The organism is Streptomyces sp. NPDC060028, from assembly GCF_042736725.1.
Classification (GTDB): Bacteria; Actinomycetota; Actinomycetes; order Streptomycetales; family Streptomycetaceae; genus Streptomyces.
Genome location: NZ_JBHWVJ010000005.1, coordinates 148,020 through 164,380, shown reverse-complemented (window position 1 = coordinate 164,380; position 16,361 = coordinate 148,020). Strand labels below are relative to the sequence as shown.

18 protein-coding genes are annotated in these 16,361 nt (G+C 72.2%); 14 read left to right on the top strand and 4 right to left on the bottom strand.

What is annotated here, in order from left to right:
• Positions 1-41 precede the first annotated feature (41 nt).
• Positions 42-692, top strand: a complete 651-nt coding sequence (locus ACFWBF_RS04785; RefSeq protein WP_385226817.1) for a hypothetical protein — start codon at positions 42-44, stop codon at positions 690-692.
• 34 nt (positions 693-726) lie between these two features.
• Here ACFWBF_RS04785 and ACFWBF_RS04780 read toward each other — a convergent pair whose 3' ends face one another.
• Positions 727-1,452, bottom strand: a complete 726-nt coding sequence (locus ACFWBF_RS04780; RefSeq protein ID WP_385595172.1) for an SLATT domain-containing protein — start codon at positions 1,450-1,452, stop codon at positions 727-729.
• Between the two features lie 267 nt (positions 1,453-1,719).
• Here ACFWBF_RS04780 and ACFWBF_RS04775 point away from each other — a divergent pair, with 267 nt between their 5' ends.
• The 7 genes from ACFWBF_RS04775 (at position 1,720) to ACFWBF_RS04745 (ending at position 7,991) form a co-directional block, all read left to right on the top strand.
• On the top strand, positions 1,720-2,064 hold the full coding sequence (locus ACFWBF_RS04775; RefSeq protein WP_385595169.1) for a YbaB/EbfC family nucleoid-associated protein: 345 nt from the start codon (positions 1,720-1,722) through the stop codon (positions 2,062-2,064).
• 58 nt (positions 2,065-2,122) lie between these two features.
• Positions 2,123-2,722, top strand: coding sequence for a recombination mediator RecR (gene recR, locus ACFWBF_RS04770; RefSeq protein ID WP_385595166.1), 600 nt, complete (start codon positions 2,123-2,125; stop codon positions 2,720-2,722).
• On the top strand, positions 2,715-3,362 hold the full coding sequence (locus tag ACFWBF_RS04765; protein ID WP_385595163.1) for a DUF5063 domain-containing protein: 648 nt from the start codon (positions 2,715-2,717) through the stop codon (positions 3,360-3,362). Before recR ends, ACFWBF_RS04765 begins: the two co-directional genes overlap by 8 nt.
• 154 nt (positions 3,363-3,516) lie before the next feature.
• Positions 3,517-4,791 carry an aspartate kinase gene (locus ACFWBF_RS04760; RefSeq protein ID WP_365923570.1) on the top strand — a complete coding sequence of 425 codons (1,275 nt, stop codon included), beginning with the start codon at positions 3,517-3,519 and terminating at the stop codon, positions 4,789-4,791.
• Positions 4,788-5,873 (top strand): aspartate-semialdehyde dehydrogenase, encoded by a 1,086-nt coding sequence (locus tag ACFWBF_RS04755; RefSeq protein ID WP_385595160.1) that lies wholly within the window; start codon positions 4,788-4,790, stop codon positions 5,871-5,873. Before ACFWBF_RS04760 ends, ACFWBF_RS04755 begins: the two co-directional genes overlap by 4 nt.
• A gap of 253 nt (positions 5,874-6,126) precedes the next feature.
• Complete coding sequence (locus ACFWBF_RS04750) at positions 6,127-6,849, top strand: SigE family RNA polymerase sigma factor (protein ID WP_385595270.1); 723 nt, start codon at positions 6,127-6,129, stop codon at positions 6,847-6,849.
• Positions 6,846-7,991: a hypothetical protein gene (locus tag ACFWBF_RS04745; protein WP_385595156.1), complete on the top strand. Its 1,146-nt coding sequence runs from the start codon at positions 6,846-6,848 to the stop codon at positions 7,989-7,991. Before ACFWBF_RS04750 ends, ACFWBF_RS04745 begins: the two co-directional genes overlap by 4 nt.
• Positions 7,992-8,002: 11 nt before the next feature.
• Here the strand turns inward: ACFWBF_RS04745 and ACFWBF_RS04740 are convergent, their stop codons facing one another.
• Together ACFWBF_RS04740 and ACFWBF_RS04735 are read right to left on the bottom strand one after the other, a co-directional pair.
• Positions 8,003-8,758 carry an SURF1 family protein gene (locus ACFWBF_RS04740; protein WP_385595152.1) on the bottom strand — a complete coding sequence of 252 codons (756 nt, stop codon included), beginning with the start codon at positions 8,756-8,758 and terminating at the stop codon, positions 8,003-8,005.
• A gap of 42 nt (positions 8,759-8,800) precedes the next feature.
• The gene (locus ACFWBF_RS04735) at positions 8,801-10,618 is read right to left on the bottom strand and encodes a prolyl oligopeptidase family serine peptidase (RefSeq protein ID WP_385595149.1); all 1,818 of its coding nucleotides are present in this window, start codon (positions 10,616-10,618) and stop codon (positions 8,801-8,803) included.
• A gap of 102 nt (positions 10,619-10,720) precedes the next feature.
• On the opposite strand from ACFWBF_RS04735, the gene ACFWBF_RS04730 reads away from it, so the two are divergent.
• The 3 genes from ACFWBF_RS04730 to ACFWBF_RS04720 are packed head-to-tail and all read left to right on the top strand — an operon-like array spanning position 10,721 to position 12,829.
• A complete protein-coding gene (locus ACFWBF_RS04730) occupies positions 10,721-10,888 on the top strand; it encodes a hypothetical protein (RefSeq protein WP_385595145.1) in 168 nt (55 codons plus the stop codon).
• Positions 10,889-10,912: 24 nt separating this feature from the next.
• Positions 10,913-12,241: a cytosine deaminase gene (codA, locus tag ACFWBF_RS04725; protein ID WP_385595142.1), complete on the top strand. Its 1,329-nt coding sequence runs from the start codon at positions 10,913-10,915 to the stop codon at positions 12,239-12,241.
• Positions 12,242-12,247: 6 nt separating this feature from the next.
• The gene (locus tag ACFWBF_RS04720) at positions 12,248-12,829 is read left to right on the top strand and encodes an HD domain-containing protein (RefSeq protein WP_385595139.1); all 582 of its coding nucleotides are present in this window, start codon (positions 12,248-12,250) and stop codon (positions 12,827-12,829) included.
• A 5-nt stretch (positions 12,830-12,834) separates the two neighbouring features.
• Here ACFWBF_RS04720 and ACFWBF_RS04715 read toward each other — a convergent pair whose 3' ends face one another.
• On the bottom strand, positions 12,835-13,281 hold the full coding sequence (locus ACFWBF_RS04715) for a DoxX family membrane protein (RefSeq protein WP_385595136.1): 447 nt from the start codon (positions 13,279-13,281) through the stop codon (positions 12,835-12,837).
• A gap of 330 nt (positions 13,282-13,611) precedes the next feature.
• Between ACFWBF_RS04715 and ACFWBF_RS04710 the strand changes: the two genes are divergently transcribed.
• From ACFWBF_RS04710 to ACFWBF_RS04700, 3 genes are all read left to right on the top strand, one after another.
• Positions 13,612-14,814, top strand: a complete 1,203-nt coding sequence (locus ACFWBF_RS04710; RefSeq protein WP_385595134.1) for an MFS transporter — start codon at positions 13,612-13,614, stop codon at positions 14,812-14,814.
• 155 nt (positions 14,815-14,969) lie between these two features.
• Positions 14,970-15,677, top strand: a complete 708-nt coding sequence (locus ACFWBF_RS04705; RefSeq protein ID WP_385595132.1) for a phosphoribosylaminoimidazolesuccinocarboxamide synthase — start codon at positions 14,970-14,972, stop codon at positions 15,675-15,677.
• The gene (locus ACFWBF_RS04700) at positions 15,670-16,359 is read left to right on the top strand and encodes an SDR family oxidoreductase (RefSeq protein ID WP_385595128.1); all 690 of its coding nucleotides are present in this window, start codon (positions 15,670-15,672) and stop codon (positions 16,357-16,359) included. Before ACFWBF_RS04705 ends, ACFWBF_RS04700 begins: the two co-directional genes overlap by 8 nt.
• Positions 16,360-16,361 lie beyond the last annotated feature (2 nt).

Genomic DNA, 16,361 nt, shown 5'->3' with positions numbered 1-16,361 from the left:
TACGCTGGCCCGATCGGCGGCAACGACTGATCGGAGGCCGAGTGGCCTGTGACCTGTGGCTGGTCCCCCTTGTCGACGTGCTGTGCCACAGCCCCGACAACCCTTTCGCGGAAGAGATCGCCTCGTACGACAAGGCGCTGAATGAGGCCGGACTGCCGTCCGTGCCGGTGTTCGCGTACATGCCGGGCCTGAGCGGGGACGTCGCCCCGGTCGCCGGCTTCGACTACGACGCCCTGCACTTCCTGCGGCGGGCCTACCTGCTGCAGATCTGCGGGCTGCCGGTGACGCCCGTGGACGAGCTGGGCGGAGACTACGAACAGCTGCTGGAGATGTTCGAGCCGACGGCGCAGCAGTCGCACCTGGTGTGGCACTACGACCACGCGGGGGCGTACGTCCCGGTGGATTTCCCGGCTCCGCTGGCGAACGAGGAGCTGCTGGCCGGGGGCGGGCCGCTGGGGTCCGCGCAGGGGCTGCTGCGGGAGCTGGCCTTCGTCGCGCCGGCGATCGGGATAGACCCGGGGAACCCGCCGGCGGCGCCCGCGCCGCCGGGGCGGCCGACGTCGCTGGAGGAGCCCGCGGGGCCGATTCCGTACGACGACAGCCCCTTCGCGCGGGAGCGGCACGTATGGCTGGGGCTGCACGCGGCGGCGACCCGCAGTCTCGGACAAGGCTCGATGATCATCTTCAGCTGAGCCGGCCCCCGCCCCGGCCGCCCCTTCTCCCCGGTCAGCGCGGCTGCTCCGGCGGGCGTTGGCGGGGCATGTTGGGGCGGGTGCCCGGGGGGAGGGGGAAGCGGGCCGGGGGGACGTACGCGTCCGCGCGCGAGCCTCCGGCGCCCAGGGACTGCATGACCAGCGGCGCGGGGCCGGAGCTGAACTCCACCATCCACTCCGCGGTCTCGGAGCGTACGAGTTCCGTCACGTCCTCCGAGAACCGGCGCAGCACCGTCAGACAGCGCTCCGCGGCCTCGCTCGCGGTGCCCTCGGTGGGGCCCAGGATCTCCCGTACGTTCTCCGAGGCCCAGTCGAACTGGAGCGTCTGCAGCCGGCGCTGCACCGCCTGGGCCGTGGCCACGTCCCGCATCCAGCCCGAGGTCAGGCCGAAGAACCGGTCGCAGGCCAGGCAGGCCGCGCCCAGGAGCAGGGAGAGGTAGCCGTACGAGGACGCGTTCGGCGCCGAGCCCGTCAGCTCCAGCAGCGGCATCGCGGCGCCCACGACGGCACCCGCCGCCGCCCCGGCGCGCAGCAGCCGCGCGCCCCGGCGCTTCCACGCCCGGTCGGACAGGTACCACTCGGCGGTACGCAGGGCATCGGCCTCGACCCGGCGGTAGAGCTCGTCGAGCCGCTCGGCGGGCTCGCCCCAGTCCCCGAGAGGGAACGGTCGGCCGGTCAGGTCGCCGTCCTCTGCGGGATCCCGGGGTGGCCCCTCGGGCTGCATGTCCGGCTGACTCACCCGGCACTCCCTCTGCCTGCGCTGACGTGTGGTGGTGCGCGTGTGCGCAATGGTGCGCATGCTCTTCCTACCTTCGAAAGCCGATCGATGGGCGACGAATCCCGGGATTTCCGCCTGCAAGGAGGTCTCCATCAGGTACGCGCACGCCTCATCTCTCACTCGAAAGAGTTGGTCCTCACGGCGTAGGGCGCGGCGCGCGGGGAGCACGTAGGCTCGGATTGACCGAGCTGTACCAGGCTTGGACCGATCCTACGGAGTGAGTGACCTGTGATTCCCGGTGGTGGCCAGCCCAACATGCAGCAGCTGCTCCAGCAGGCCCAGAAGATGCAGCAGGACCTCGCCGTGGCCCAGGAAGAGCTGGCCATGACCGAGGTCGAGGGTCAGGCGGGCGGCGGCCTGGTCAAGGCGACCGTCACCGGCTCCGGTGAGCTGCGCGCCCTGGTGATCGACCCGAAGGCCGTGGACCCGGAGGACACCGAGACCCTCGCCGACCTGGTGGTGGCGGCGGTCCAGGCGGCCAACGAGAACGCCCAGGCGCTCCAGCAGCAGAAGCTGGGCCCCCTCGCCCAGGGTCTGGGCGGCGGCAGCGGCATCCCCGGCCTCCCCTTCTAGACCCCTCTCCCGCACCCGACCGCACCCGACCGCACACGTAACGAAAGAAGGCAGTCCGTTGTACGAAGGCGTGGTCCAGGACCTCATCGACGAACTGGGCAGGCTGCCCGGCGTCGGGCCCAAGAGCGCGCAGCGGATCGCCTTCCACATCCTGCAGGCCGAGCCCACCGATGTCCGCCGCCTCGCGCACACGCTGCTGGAGGTCAAGGACAAGGTCCGGTTCTGTGCGGTGTGCGGGAACGTGGCGCAGGAGGAGCGGTGCGGCATCTGCCGTGACCCGCGCCGCGACACCACGGTCATCTGCGTGGTGGAGGAGTCGAAGGACGTCGTCGCGATCGAGCGGACGCGCGAGTTCCGGGGCAAGTACCACGTCCTGGGCGGCGCGATCAGCCCGATCGAGGGCGTCGGACCGGACGACCTGCGCATCCGCGAGCTGCTGGCGCGTCTCGCGGACGGCGAGGTGACCGAGCTGATCCTCGCCACCGACCCGAACCTGGAGGGCGAGGCGACCGCCACGTACCTCGCTCGCATGATCAAGCCCATGGGCCTGAAGGTCACCCGCCTGGCCAGCGGGCTCCCCGTCGGGGGAGATCTGGAGTACGCGGACGAGGTCACGCTGGGGCGGGCCTTTGAAGGAAGGCGACTTCTCGATGTCTGACGCAACGCTGCACGCCCTGGGCCAGGATCCGGACGATTTCGCCGTCCAGATCGCCGACCAGATCGAGTCCTTCATCGTCGCGGTCACCGAGGTGGCCAAGGGCGAGGACCCGGACAGCGCGGTGCCCTTCCTCCTCCTGGAGGTCTCCCAGCTGCTGCTGGCGGGCGGCCGGCTGGGTGCGTACCAGGACGTCCTGCCGGACGAGCGCTACGAGCCCGACCTCGGCCCGGAGCCGGACGTGGACGACCTGCGCGAGCGGTTCGCGCTGATGCTGGAGCCGGTCGACGTCTACTCGGAGGTCTTCGACCCCTACGAGCCGCGCAAGGCCCCGGTCGCGCACCGGATCTCCGACGACCTGGCCGACGTGGTGGCCGACCTGCGCCACGGCCTCATCCACTACCAGTCGGACCGGATCACCGAGGCGCTGTGGTGGTGGCAGTTCTCGTACTTCACGAACTGGGGTCCGACGGCCTCGGCGACCCTGCGCGCCCTGCAGTCGCTCGTCGCGCACGTACGCCTGGACCAGCCGCTGGAGGCGCTCGACGGCCTCGACACGGACGAGGACCTGGCCGAGGAGGAGCTCGCGGAGCAGGCCGGACGGGTGATGGCGGAGGAGCTCGGCGGCCTCGGCAGGCCGTGAGATTCCGCCGTTCCGATGACCGGATTTCCGGAAATCGCCTGGTCAGGGAACCCGTTCTTTGATCTGTTCGTCTCATGATGTGGCATGGAGCGGCCGGATCGCGGTCGCTCGTTAGACTGCACCAGCAATGAGACGGACCGAGCGAGGAGCGCACGTGGGCCTTGTCGTGCAGAAGTACGGAGGCTCCTCCGTAGCCGATGCCGAGGGCATCAAGCGCGTCGCCAAGCGGATCGTGGATGCCAAGAAGAACGGCCACCAGGTGGTCGTCGTGGTTTCCGCGATGGGCGACACGACGGACGAGCTGATCGATCTCGCCGAGCAGGTGTCCCCGATGCCTGCCGGGCGCGAATTCGACATGCTGCTGACCGCCGGAGAGCGGATCTCCATGGCGCTGCTGGCCATGGCGATCAAAAACCTGGGCCACGAGGCCCAGTCGTTCACCGGTAGCCAGGCGGGCGTCATCACCGACTCGGTCCACAACAAAGCGCGCATCATCGATGTCACGCCGGGCCGTATCCGCACCGCGCTGGACGGCGGCAACATCGCCATCGTCGCCGGTTTCCAGGGCGTGTCCGCGGACAGCAAGGACATCACCACCCTCGGCCGCGGCGGCTCGGACACGACCGCCGTCGCGCTGGCCGCGGCGCTGGACGCCGAGGTCTGCGAGATCTACACCGACGTCGACGGCGTCTTCACCGCGGACCCCCGCGTCGTGAAGAAGGCGAAGAAGATCGACTGGATCTCCTCCGAGGACATGCTGGAGCTCGCCGCCTCCGGTTCCAAGGTGCTGCTGCACCGCTGTGTCGAGTACGCACGCCGATACAACATCCCGATCCACGTCCGGTCGTCCTTCTCGGGACTTCCGGGCACCTGGGTCAGCAACGAGAATCCGCAAGGGGACGAGCAGGTGGAGCACGCCATCATCTCCGGAGTCGCTCACGACGTCTCCGAAGCCAAGATCACGGTCGTCGGCGTCCCGGACAAGCCGGGTGAGGCCGCGGCGATCTTCCGCGCCGTCGCCGACGCCGAGATCAACATCGACATGATCGTGCAGAACGTGTCCGCGGCCTCCACGGGTCTGACGGACATCTCCTTCACCCTCCCCAAGACCGAGGGCCACAAGGCCATCGACGCCCTGGAGAAGGCGAAGGGCCGGATCGGCTTCGAGTCCCTGCGCTATGACGACCAGATCGGCAAGATCTCCCTGGTCGGCGCGGGCATGAAGACCAATCCGGGCGTCACCGCCGCCTTCTTCCAGGCGATGTCCGACGCGGGCGTCAACATCGAGCTGATCTCCACCTCGGAGATCCGGATCTCGGTCGTGACCCGCCAGGACGACGTCAACGAGGCCGTCCGTGCCGTGCACACGGCCTTCGGCCTCGACTCCGACAGCGACGAAGCCGTCGTCTACGGAGGCAGCGGACGATGACCGCGACCCGGTCCTCCGGCCCGGCGCTCGCCGTGGTCGGGGCGACCGGAGCTGTCGGCTCCGTCGTGCTCCGGATCCTGTCCCAGCGGGCGGACGTCTGGGGCGACATACGGCTGATCGCCTCCGCGCGCTCGGCCGGCCGGACGCTGACCGTCCGGGCCCGCGAGACCGAGGTGCTCGCCCTCACCGAGGACGCCTTCGACGGCCTCGGTGCGGGCGACGTCGTGCTCTTCCTGACCCCGGCCGAGGTCTCGGCGCGGTGGGCGCCCGTCGTCACCGCGCGCGGGGCCGTCGTGGTGGACCGGTCGTCGGCGTTCCGCGAGGACCCCGAGGTGCCGCTGGTGGTGCCCGAGGTGAACGGGCACGCCGTACGGACGCTGCCGCGCGGGATCGTCGCCGGGCCGGACTGCGTGACCGCGGCGATGATCGCCTCGCTGGGCGCGCTGCACGCCGAGTACGGGCTGGCCGACCTGGCCGTCTCCTCGTACCAGGCCGCGAGCGCCGCCGGCCGGGCCGGCTCCGAGGCGCTGCGCCGCCAGCTGGCGCTCGTGGCCGGGACCTCCCTGGGGGAGCTGCCCGGGGACGTGCGCCGCGCCGTCGGCGAGGACACCGGCCCCTTCGCGGCGCCGCTCGCGCTGAACGTCGTGCCGTGGTCCGGTGAGCTGTGCGCGGACGGCTGGTCCTCGCACGAGCTGGCCGTACGGGCGCAGACCCGCCGGATCCTGGGGCTCGACCGGCTCCCGGTGGCGGTGACCTGCGTACAGGTGCCGGTGCTGACGGGGCACTCGCTGACCGTGCGGGCCCGCTTCGAGGCGGAGGTCGACGCCGCACGCGCCCGGGAGGTCCTGGAAGCCGCGCCGGGGGTGGTGCTGGTGGACGATCCGGCGGCGGGGGAGTTTCCGACCCCTTCGGACGCGGCGGGCACGGATCCGGCCTGGGTGGGGCGGGTGCGGGCCTCGCTCGACGACCCGCGCGGCCTGGAGTTCTTCGTCTGCGCCGACAATCTGCGCCAGGGCGCCGCGCTGAACGCGACCCGGATCGCGGAACTGGTCGCGGGTGAGTTTGCGACTTTCACTTTGTAGGATCGTCACTGATCCCTTGATCAAGGTGATGGCCCGACTGCCGCCTCGAAAGACGGGGCAACCGGGAAGAGCGGCACTGACGCATGAGGGCATTGGGGATATCGCGGGTGAGTCCGCCTCGCGCGTACAACCCTGACGGGGGGACGCGTGTCCAACAGGCGTGGCAGAGGCATTGCTGGACTTCGCAGTCATACCGGTGCGCACCGGGGGATATCCGTCGCGCCGGGGTTCGCGCTTTTCCGACGGCTTCCCGGTGATCGTTCCCGGCCCGCCGGCCCGCCCGGCAACCTCCGCTCCCACCGCGACCGCGACCGCCGCCCCGCCGTCCGCCGTGCCGATCCGGGGCGGCCGCGTGCCCGCGCCCCGCGATAGCGCGGACGGCACCCGGAGCGGCACCGGAGCGCCCGCGAAGGCCTCGGCGGCCTCGGCGGCCCCCGCGGTCGATGTGACCGGGCCGGCCGGGCTGAGCGACGTGGCCGCGGGGACCACCGTCGACCACCTCACCGAGACCTACCAGGCCCACTACCGCTCGCTCCTCGGGCTCGCCGCGCTGCTCCTCGACGACACCGCCTCCTGTGAGGACGTGGTCCAGGAGGCCTTCATCCGCGTGCACTCCGCCCGCAACCGGGTCCGCGACCGGGACAAGACCCTGGCGTACCTGCGCCAGACCGTCGTCAACCTCTCGCGCTCCGCCCTGCGCCGCCGCATCCTCGGCCTGAAGCTGCTGCCGAAGCCGATGCCGGACATGGCGAGCGCGGAGGAGGGCGCGTACGACCAGCTGGAGCGGGACGATCTCATCAAGTCGATGCGTGGACTCCAGCGGCGCCAGCGCGAGGTGCTGGTGCTGCGCTACTTCGCTGACATGACGGAGGCCCAAGTGGCGGAGACGCTCGGCATCTCGCTCGGCTCGGTGAAGGCGTACGGATCGCGGGGCATTGCCGCGCTGCGGGTGGCGATGGAGGCTGCGCAGTCATGAACGAGGACCACAAGCCGATCGAGGAGCAGGCACTGCGGAGCCTGCTGCACGGAGCCGTCGGGGGACTCGAACCCTCCGAGGGCGCGCTGGACCGCCTGCGGTACGCCGTCCCCGTGCGCCGGACCCGCAAGCGCCGGGCCGCCGTCGGCGCGGCCGCGGCGGTGCTGCTGGCCGGGGCCGCGATCCCGACGGCCCTGCACCTGACCGCGGCCCCCGGCGGCCACCCCGACCACCCGGCCATGGCCGGCCACGGCGAGCAGCAGGGCGGCCAGAGCGCAGGCGCCTTTGACCCGCACCAGAACGGCTCCGGCGCCCAGCCGAGGCCCGCCGAGCGCTCGGGCCGCGATCCCGGCGGGGCCGGCGGCACCGCGGGCCTGCCCTCGCCGGTGCCCAGCGGCGCCCCCGACGCCGGGCCGAGCGCCGGCTCCTCGGGCCTCGGCGTGTTCCCCGGGAGCGGGAGCATCGTCGGCTCCGGCACCGGGATGCTGCCCCCGCCGGCGGCCCCGGGCGTGCCCGGCTGCAGCGCCGAGCAGCTGGGGGTGTCGGCCAGTGCGCGGCCCCGGGAGGCGGACGGCAAGGTCTACGGCAGTTTCAAGGTCACCAACGTCTCGGCGCGCGGCTGTACGGTCCTGGGCCCGGACAGCGTGACCGCGGCCCCGGCGAGCGGGCCCGCGCCCGGCCAGGGCGGCACCGGCGTGGCCGTCGTCGAACACACCGCGGGGGATCCGGCGGCCGGGCTGCTGCCCGATCCGTCGAAGGAGGCGCCGCTGATGCTGCTCGCGCCGAACGCGGCGTACGAGGTCCGCTTCGCGTACGTGCCGCCGGCGCAGGGCTGTGCGGCGACGACCGCGGACCCGGGCGGTGTGCAGCCGCAGGGCGGCGTGGCACGGGCCCCGTTGGAGGCCTCGGGCGCGGATCCGGGGGGCGCCGGCGGTACGGGCGGCGGTACGGGCACCGGGTCGACGGGCGGGACGGGCGCGACGCCACCGCCGGCTCCGGCGGGTACGGGGGTGGCGGTGTCGCACACGCCCAGCACCACGCTGCCCGGCGCGGCCACCACGCAGACGACGATCCCCGACGCCTGCGGGGGCACGGTGTACCGCACGGGAGTGATCCCGGTGGACGTCCCGGCGAAGCCGTAGGGGGCCTCGGCCTACGCGGCGGCCAGGCCCGCTTCCGCGTCGCGCAGGGTTTCCACCTCGCGGCGGTAGAGGCGGAACCACATGAAGAGCACGAAGGCGGCGAAGACGAACCACTCGCCGGTGTAGCCGAGGTTCTGGAAGGCCTTGAGGTCGAGCCCGGTGTTGGGCGGTGCCTGCGCGGGCACCGCGGTCAGCCCGTCCGCGGGGCTCTGCACGGTCAGCCAGGCGTCGTACAGCTCGTAGGGCACGAGGTTGACGAGCGAGGCCGCGCCGATCACGCCGAGCTGCCCGGCCGGCAGACCGCCCTCCGCGCGCACGCCCTTGGTGCTGGAGTTCTCCGAGGGCTGTAGCGCGCCCGTCACCTCGACGTGCCCGGTGGGCGCGGCCGGCGCCCGGCCGGCGTCCGCGGTGCCCGGCAGCCAGCCCCGGACCACCGGGACGGCCTTGCCGGAGTCGGTCCTGAGCAGGGTCAGCACGTAGAAGCCGGCCTTGCCGTCGAGCGACCGGTCGGGGACGAGCAGCTGCTCGGCGTACTCCCCGGAGGCGGAGGCGAGGCGTCCGGAGGTCTTCTTGTCCACCGGGAGCAGCGCATCGAGCGGCGCGGGCGCCTGGTCGGCGGGCCGCGCGGCAGCCACTTCCTCGTGGGTGGCGACGCGGTCCTCGAACCGGCCGAGCTGCCAGGTCCCCATGAACAGGCAGAAGGGAACGCCGAGCGCGACGAAGACGTTGATCCCCCACCAGCGCGGGGTCAGGAGAAACCGGTGCACCCCACCACCGTACGGGGGTGCACCGGGAACCCTTCCGCTGGGTCAGGCCGGCAGGTGCTTCAGGGCGAAGTCCAGTTCCATCCGGACCTGCTTGATCCGCTCCTCCACGACCAGCGAGCCGTGCCCGGCGTCGTAGCGGTACACCTCGTGCACCGCCCCGCGCGCCGCCAGCCGGTCCACGTAGTTGTCGATCTGCCGGATCGGGCAGCGCGGGTCGTTGACGCCCGCCGCGATGTGCACGGGGGCCTTGACCGCGTCGACGTAGGTCAGCGGCGAGGACACCTCGAAGCGCTCCGGGACCTCCTGCGGCGTGCCGCCGAAGAGCGTGCGGTCCAGGGACTTCAGGGCCTCCATCTCGTCGTGGTAGGCCGTCACGTAGTCGGCGACCGGTACGGCGGCCAGCCCCACCGCCCAGTCCTCGGGCTGCATGCCGATGCCCAGGAGCGTCAGGTAGCCGCCCCACGAGCCGCCCGACAGGACGAGGCGCGCCGGGTCCGCGAGGCCGCTCGCGACGGCCCATGCGCGGACCGCCCCGATGTCCTCCAGCTCGATCAGGCCGACCCGGTGCTTGAGCGCGTCGGTCCACTCGCGCCCGTACCCGGTCGAGCCCCGGTAGTTCACCCGGACCACCGCGAAGCCGTGGTCCAGCCAGGCCGCCGGGCCCGCCGCGAAGGCGTCGCTGTCGTGCCAGGTGGGCCCGCCGTGCACCTCGAAGACGGTCGGGAAGGGGCCGTCGCCGTGGCCCACGGGCCGCTGCGCGAGCGCGTGGATCCGCCCGCCGGGGCCCTCCACCCACACGTCCTCCACCGGCACCGAGCCGGGCGCCCTGAAGCCGGGGGTCCCCCCGGCGGTAGCCGGGGGAGGGTCCAGTACGACCCCGCCCGCGGTCGACCGCAGAGCCGAGGGCTCGGCCGCCGAGGACCACTGGTACTCCACCGACCCGTCGGGCCGCGCCGTGGCGCCCGACACCGTTCCCGGCGGGGTGTCCAGCCGCAGCAGACCGCGCGCGGCCAGGTCGTAGCGCCACAGCTCGCTGCGGGCCTCGTGGCTGTGCGCGATCAGCAGTGCGGAACCGTCCGGGTACCACTCGGCGCTGACATCGCCCGGCAGCTCGACCGCCAGCTCCTCCTGGGCGCCGGTGGCCACGTCCCACACCATCGGCTCCCACCGGCCGCGCCGCTGGTGGCCGATCAGGAGCCGGGTGTCGCCCGCGACCGGGGCGAAGCCGAGCACCTCCAGGCCGAGCTCCTCGGTGCCGCCCTTGGAGTCGTCCAGCTCGGCGACGGTCTTGCCGTCGAGGGTCAGCACGCGCAGGGAGCAGTGCATGGCGTCGCCGTGCTCGGTGTGCTCGACGGCGATCAGGGTCCCGTCGTGCGACAGGTCGCCCACGCCGGCCGACTCCGGGTGCCGGTAGACGACGACGGGCGCGCTGCCGTCGGTCCGTACGACGTGGATGGTGGACCCGTCCTCGTCGGTGGAGCGGCCGACGACCGCCGTGCCGTCACGGCCGATGGCGAGCCCGGCCGGGTACGAGGGCTCCAGCCCGGGGGTGGCCGGCTCGTCGGGGCCGCCCGCGAAGGGCTGGCGCACCCAGGTGCCGAACTCGTCTCCGTCGGTGTCGGAGAACCACCAGATCCACTCGCCGTCGGGGGAGAGGGCGCCGTCGGTGGTGCCGTTGGGGCGGTCGGTGGCCTGCCGCTGCGCGCCGGTGGCGCGGTCCCAGGCGTAGAGCTCGTAGGTCCCGGTCGCGTTGGAGACGAAGAGCGAACGGTCCGGCGCGTCCTCGGCCCAGTCGGGCAGCCCTACGCGCGGCGCCCTGAACCGCTTTTCCCAGTCGGGCATGGCGTGTGCGTCAGTCATAGGCCCTATGTAACCCGATGGCCCGGGATGCCGACTGGTCCGGACAGGTGCATGGTGGTGTGCGTACGCCGATCGTTCCGGCACCTCCGAGGAGGAGTGATCATGGCCAGGAAGGCTCGTACCGGTCAGCACGGCCACCAGGATTCCGAGCGTGCGATGGCCAAGAACACGGCGGCCGAGGCACGTGCCAAGGCCGCGGTCAGGGACGTGCACTCGAACGCCGCGAAGACGCGGGGCATGCAGCAGAAGGCGCAGTCCAAGCGCGGCTGAGCCCCCGCTGCGTAGGGTGGCGCCATGCGGATGATCGTCCGGGGCGCCCGGCTGCTGCACACCCAAGACGGCCCCGGAAGCCGGGGCCTCCATGACGTCGAGGTCGCGCCGGACGGGCGGATCGCGCGCGTGGTCCCGTACGACGACCAGAAGGAACCGCCGGCGACGGGCGTGCTGATCGAAGCCCACGGCGCGCTGCTCAGCGCCCCCTTCGTCGAGCCGCACATCCACCTCGACACCGCCCTGACCGCGGGCGAACCGCGGCCGAACGTCTCCGGCACCCTCTGGGAGGGCATCGCCTGCTGGAGCGAGCGCAAGCGGACCCTGACCCGCGAGGACGTGATCGCGCGGGCCACCGAGGTGCTGCGCTGGCAGGCGGCCCAGGGCGTGCTGCACGTGCGCACCCACTGCGACGTCACCGATCCGGCGCTGACGGCGCTCGACGCGCTGCTGGAGGTCCGCGACCGGGTGCGGGACGTCATGACCCTGCAGATCGTGGCCTTCCCGCAGGAGGGCATCGTCTCCTTCCCGGACGGCGAGGCGCTGCTGCGCGAGGCGATCGTCCGCGGGGCCGACGTCGTCGGCGCGATCCCGCACTTCGAGGACACGCGCGAGGACGGGGTGGCCTCGCTGGGCACGGCCTTCGCGCTGGCCGAGGAGTACGGGCTGCGGGTGGACGCCCACTGCGACGAGATCGACGACGAGCAGTCCCGGTTCGTGGAGGTGCTGGCGACCCTCGCCCTGCGCTCGGGCCTGCGCGAGCGGGCGACGGCCTCGCACACGACGGCGATGGGCTCCTACGGCGGCGCGTACAGCTTCAAACTCCAGCGGCTGCTGGCGCGCTCCGGGATCAACCTGGTCTCCAACCCCTTCGCCAACCTGAACCTCCAGGGCCGCTTCGACGCCTACCCCAAGCGGCGGGGCCTGACCCAGGTCAAGGAGATGCTGGCCGCGGGGGTCAATGTGGCCTTCGGGCACGACGACGTGATGGACCCGTGGAACGCGCTCGGCACCGGCAATCCGCTGCAGACCGCCCTGGTCGGCGTCTACGCCGCCCAGCTCACGGGCGCGGACGAGATCCCGGCGGCGTTCTCGATGGTGACGGACCGCGCGGCGCGCGTACTCGGCCTGTCGGGCGCGGAGTACGGGATCACGGAGGGCGCCCCGGCCTCCTTCGTGCTGCTGCCGGCGCCGAGCCCCGAGGAGGCGATCCGCCGCCAGGTGCGCCCGCGGTACGTCGTCTCGCGCGGCACCGTCCTCGCGGAGACCCCGCCGGCGCCGGCCCGGCTGCTCGCGTGGCCGGGGGAACAGGGCCCCTCCGAGGTGGACTTCACCTGGCGCCCCCTACGCTGACGCCTCATGACTTGGACTCTCGACACCCCGGCGGGGCGCGCCGCCCTGGACATCGCCACCGAGTACGCGGACGCGGTGCTGCTCGGCCACTCCGTGCGCTCCTACGCCTTCGGCGTGCGGTACGCGGAGCAGCACGGGCTGGCGTACGACGCGGAACTCTTCTATGTCAGCGCCCTCTTGCACGACCTCGGCCTGACCGCGCCCTTCGACAGCCACACCCTGCCCTTCGAGGAGGCGGGCGGTCACGTCGCGCGCGTCCTGACGGCGGGGCTGGGCTGGCCGGTGGAGCGGCGGGCGCGCGCGGAGGAGGTCATCGTGCTGCACATGCGCGACGACGTGACGGCGGCCGAGGACGTGGAGAGCCATCTGCTCCAGGTCGGCACGAGCGCGGACGTCTCGGGGCTGCGGGTCGCGGACTTCGACCCGGCGTTCACCGCCGACCTCCTCGCGGCGCATCCGCGGGGTGACTTCGGCGCGTCCTTCCTCGCGCTGGTGGAGGACCAGGCCGTACGCAAGCCCGCTTGCGCGGCGGCCGCGTACGTCGCCGGCGGCGCGGCCGCCCGGATCGCGGCGAACCCGCTGGGCTGAGGGCGTCAGAAGAGGCCGATGGCGTTGTCCAGCGACCAGACCTGCCAGCCCATGGCGAAGAAGGCGACGGCCGAGATCAGCGCCATCATCAGGTTCTGCCCCTGCTCGCCCCAGTCGTGGATCATGAGCACGAGGTAGACGAGGTTCAGGACCAGGCCCGCCACCAGGGCTATCGGTGTCAGGAATCCGAAGACGAGGCCGAGCCCGAGGGCCAGTTCCGCGTAGGCGACGAGGTAGGCCATGAAGCGCGGGTGGGGCTTCACCACCAGGTCGAAGCCGCGCGTGACGAAGGCCCATCGGTGCTCGGCCGCGACCCCGGCGGCCCAGCGGATGCCGCCGCCGCCGAACCATTCCTTCTTGTCCTTGTGCCGCCAGCTCTCCAGCCACCACAGCCCGAGCCCGATCCGCAGAACGGCGGCCCATTCGGGCCCGCCGAGCCAGATGGTCTGCATCCCCGGTTCCTTTCCTCGCACTGACCTGACGATCCGTCAGTTTCCAGGCAGGGGACCCGCGTGGCAAGGGGTCGGCGCCGTGCCCGCGCCCAACTTCCGCGCCGCGCAGGACGGATGTGGGGGGCATGCACTTCCGGCCAATGGCTCGAGCCTGTCTCAAGTCTGCCCTTGACAGGGGTCTCGGGTCGGAAGAACCCTTACTGGGTGATCTTAGTTTCGTGCACGGCGGGACGGCGCCGGGTGCCTGACCACTCGCTTTGCGGTGCTCTTCGATGAGGCCGCCCGGCGACTGACATCCAACTCCGCCCATCGAGATGGGGACCACCACGCATGGCCTACTTACACATCCTCCGGCTTCCCTCGGTGTTCCGGCTCCTCACCGGGAGCTGGGTGGGCCGGCTCCCCTCGGCCATGGCCGCGCTCGCGGTACCGCTGGCTTTGCGCGACGCGGGCGCCTCGTACGGCTTCATCGGCGTGACGGCGGGAACCTTCGCGATCTCGGCAGCGATCGGCGCGCCGCTCGTGGGGCGCGCGGTGGACAGGCGGGGCCAGACACTGATCCTGCTCGTGACCGCCGTCCTGGCGGCGGCCGGGTTCGTCACCATCGCCATCGCGCCGGAGCGGCATGCGCTGGTGCTGGTGGGCGCTGCGCTGGCGGGCGCGGCAACGCCCCCGCTGGAGCCCTGCCTTCGCGCGCTGTGGCCGGACCTGGTGCCGTCGCGGGAGCTGGAGTCCGCGTACGCGCTGGACTCCAGCGCACAGGAACTGGTCTTCGTGGCCGGGCCCCTCGTGGTGGCGGGCACGGTGGCGTTGGTCTCGCCCACCGCGGTGCTCTGGGCCCAGGCCGCACTGGGCATCGTGGGCGTGCTGGTGGTCGCGAGCGCCGGTCCCTCGCGGCGCTGGCGGACCGAGGCCCGGTCGACGGACTGGCTCGGGCCCCTGCGTGAACGGGGCCTGGTCGTCCTGCTGGTGTGCCTGGCCGGTGTCGGCTTCGCCATCGGCACCCTCAACATCCTGGTCGTGCACTACGCGGAGCGGAAGGGGTTCCCGGGCGGGGCGCCCGGCCTGCTGGCCCTGCACGCGGGAGGGTCGCTGGTCGGCGTACTGCTCTACGGGGCACGCAAGTGGGCGGCTCCGCTCCCGCGGCGGGCGCTGTCGCTGGCCCTGGGGCTGCTGAGCGGGTACACCCTGCTGATCCTGCTGCCGCCGCCGGCACTGATGGGGCCGCTGATGGTCCTGACGGGGCTGTTCCTGGCCCCTCTGCTCGCCACCACCTTCATGCTCGTGGGCGAACTGGCCCCGGAGGGCACGGTCACCGAGGCGTTCGCCTGGCTGATCACGCTGTTCGCCACGGGCACCTCCCTGGGCTCCGCGATCACCGGCGGAGTCCTCCAGCACTCCAGCGAGCACTGGGGCGCGGCGTGCGGCGCCCTGGGCGTCTCGGTCACGGTGCTGCTGCTGTTCTCGGGCCGGCGCAAGCTGGTGTCCGCCAAGGCGCAGGCCCCCGGGGCGCTGGCCGCCGACGCGGTGTAGTCGCCCCTTGCCCGAGGGGCCGGATCCCGGCCGACCCCGGTCGGATCCATGCCGGATTCCGGCCACCAAAGAAACGTTTCTGCATGGTTGCCCCGACGGGCACCTTCCCTTTCCTTCTCACCGGTTCGCGTCGCGGACCAGAATGGACTTGAGGCGTGCATTCCCATGTGATGACCCGGCAGCCCGATATCGAAGGACGCAGCAAGAAGGTCTGGCTGGTCGATTCCGACACCTGCCTGGTCGAGCTGATCCCCTCCCTGCGCAGCCACACCTTCAACCGTGACGAACTGATCGACGGAACGGCCGAACTGCGCCTCGATTTCTACGAGCACGTGTCCGGCAAGCTGGCCGACGAGGGCGTGCACACGGTCTTCCGCGAGCGGACCGGCCCCCTGTCCTACCTGGCCGATTACCGGCCCTCCTCGCCGTTCGAGGTCATCGTCAAGAACCGCGCGACGGGCTCGACGATGCGCAAGTACCCCGGACTGTTCACCGAGGGGCAGCTGCTGGACCGGCCCGTGGTCAAGTTCGACTACCGGACCGACCCCGAGGACCAGCCGATCGGCGAGGACTACCTCCGGATGCTGGGCCTGGACGTCGACGCGTTCCACGAGGCGGCGCAGCACTGCAACGCCGTGCTGCGCAGGCTCCTGGAACCCCTGGACCTCTGGGACTTCTGCCTGATCATCGCGCCCGACAAGGAGCGCGGAGTGGTGATCAACTCGGAGATCTCGCCCGACTGCATGCGGCTGCGGTCCGCGGACGGCGAGTGCTACGACAAGGACCTCTTCCGCCAGGGCGCCTCGGGTGACGAGATCATCAAGCGGTGGACCGAGCTCATGGGGATCATCACCCGTGCGTGAGCGACAGGCGCTCGTGACGGGATCCAACCGGGGCACGGGCCGGGCCATCCGCGGCCGCCTCACCGAGGACGGCTTCCGCGTCCGCTGCCTGAACCGGCGCTCCTGTGACGACCACACCGACCCCGTCAGCGCCGACCTCACCGACGGGCAGGCCGCGTACGAAGCGGCGCGGGCGGTCCTGGACGGCGTACCGGAGCTGGATCTGCTGGTGCTGAACGCGGTCACGCGCAGCCTCGGCAGGGTCGAGGAGCTCAGCCCGGCGGACTGGGACGCCGCGGTGGCCGTCAACCTGACCTCCAACATACGCATCATCCAGGCGGCCCTGCCCGCCCTGCGGGCCGCCGGCGGGCACATCGTGCTGATGGGCTCGCACGCGGGCGAGCGCCCCTTCGAGGGCGGGCTGGCGTACTGCGCGACCAAGGCGGCCCTGCGGTCCGTCGCCGAGGTGCTGCTGATGGAGGAGCGGCCCAACGGCGTCCGCACGACCCTGCTCAACCCCGGTGCCATCCGCAATTTCGACGACGACTTCTCCGAACACAAGATGAGCGTCGAATCGGTGGCGTCAGTGGTGTCGTGGGTGGTCGCCGCCCCCGCCGACACCGTCCTCGGAGAGGTCGAACTACGGCCGGCGCGGCTGGGAACCCCGCCGGCGGTCGGCTTCGACCGGCTCCAGCACGTGTGAGT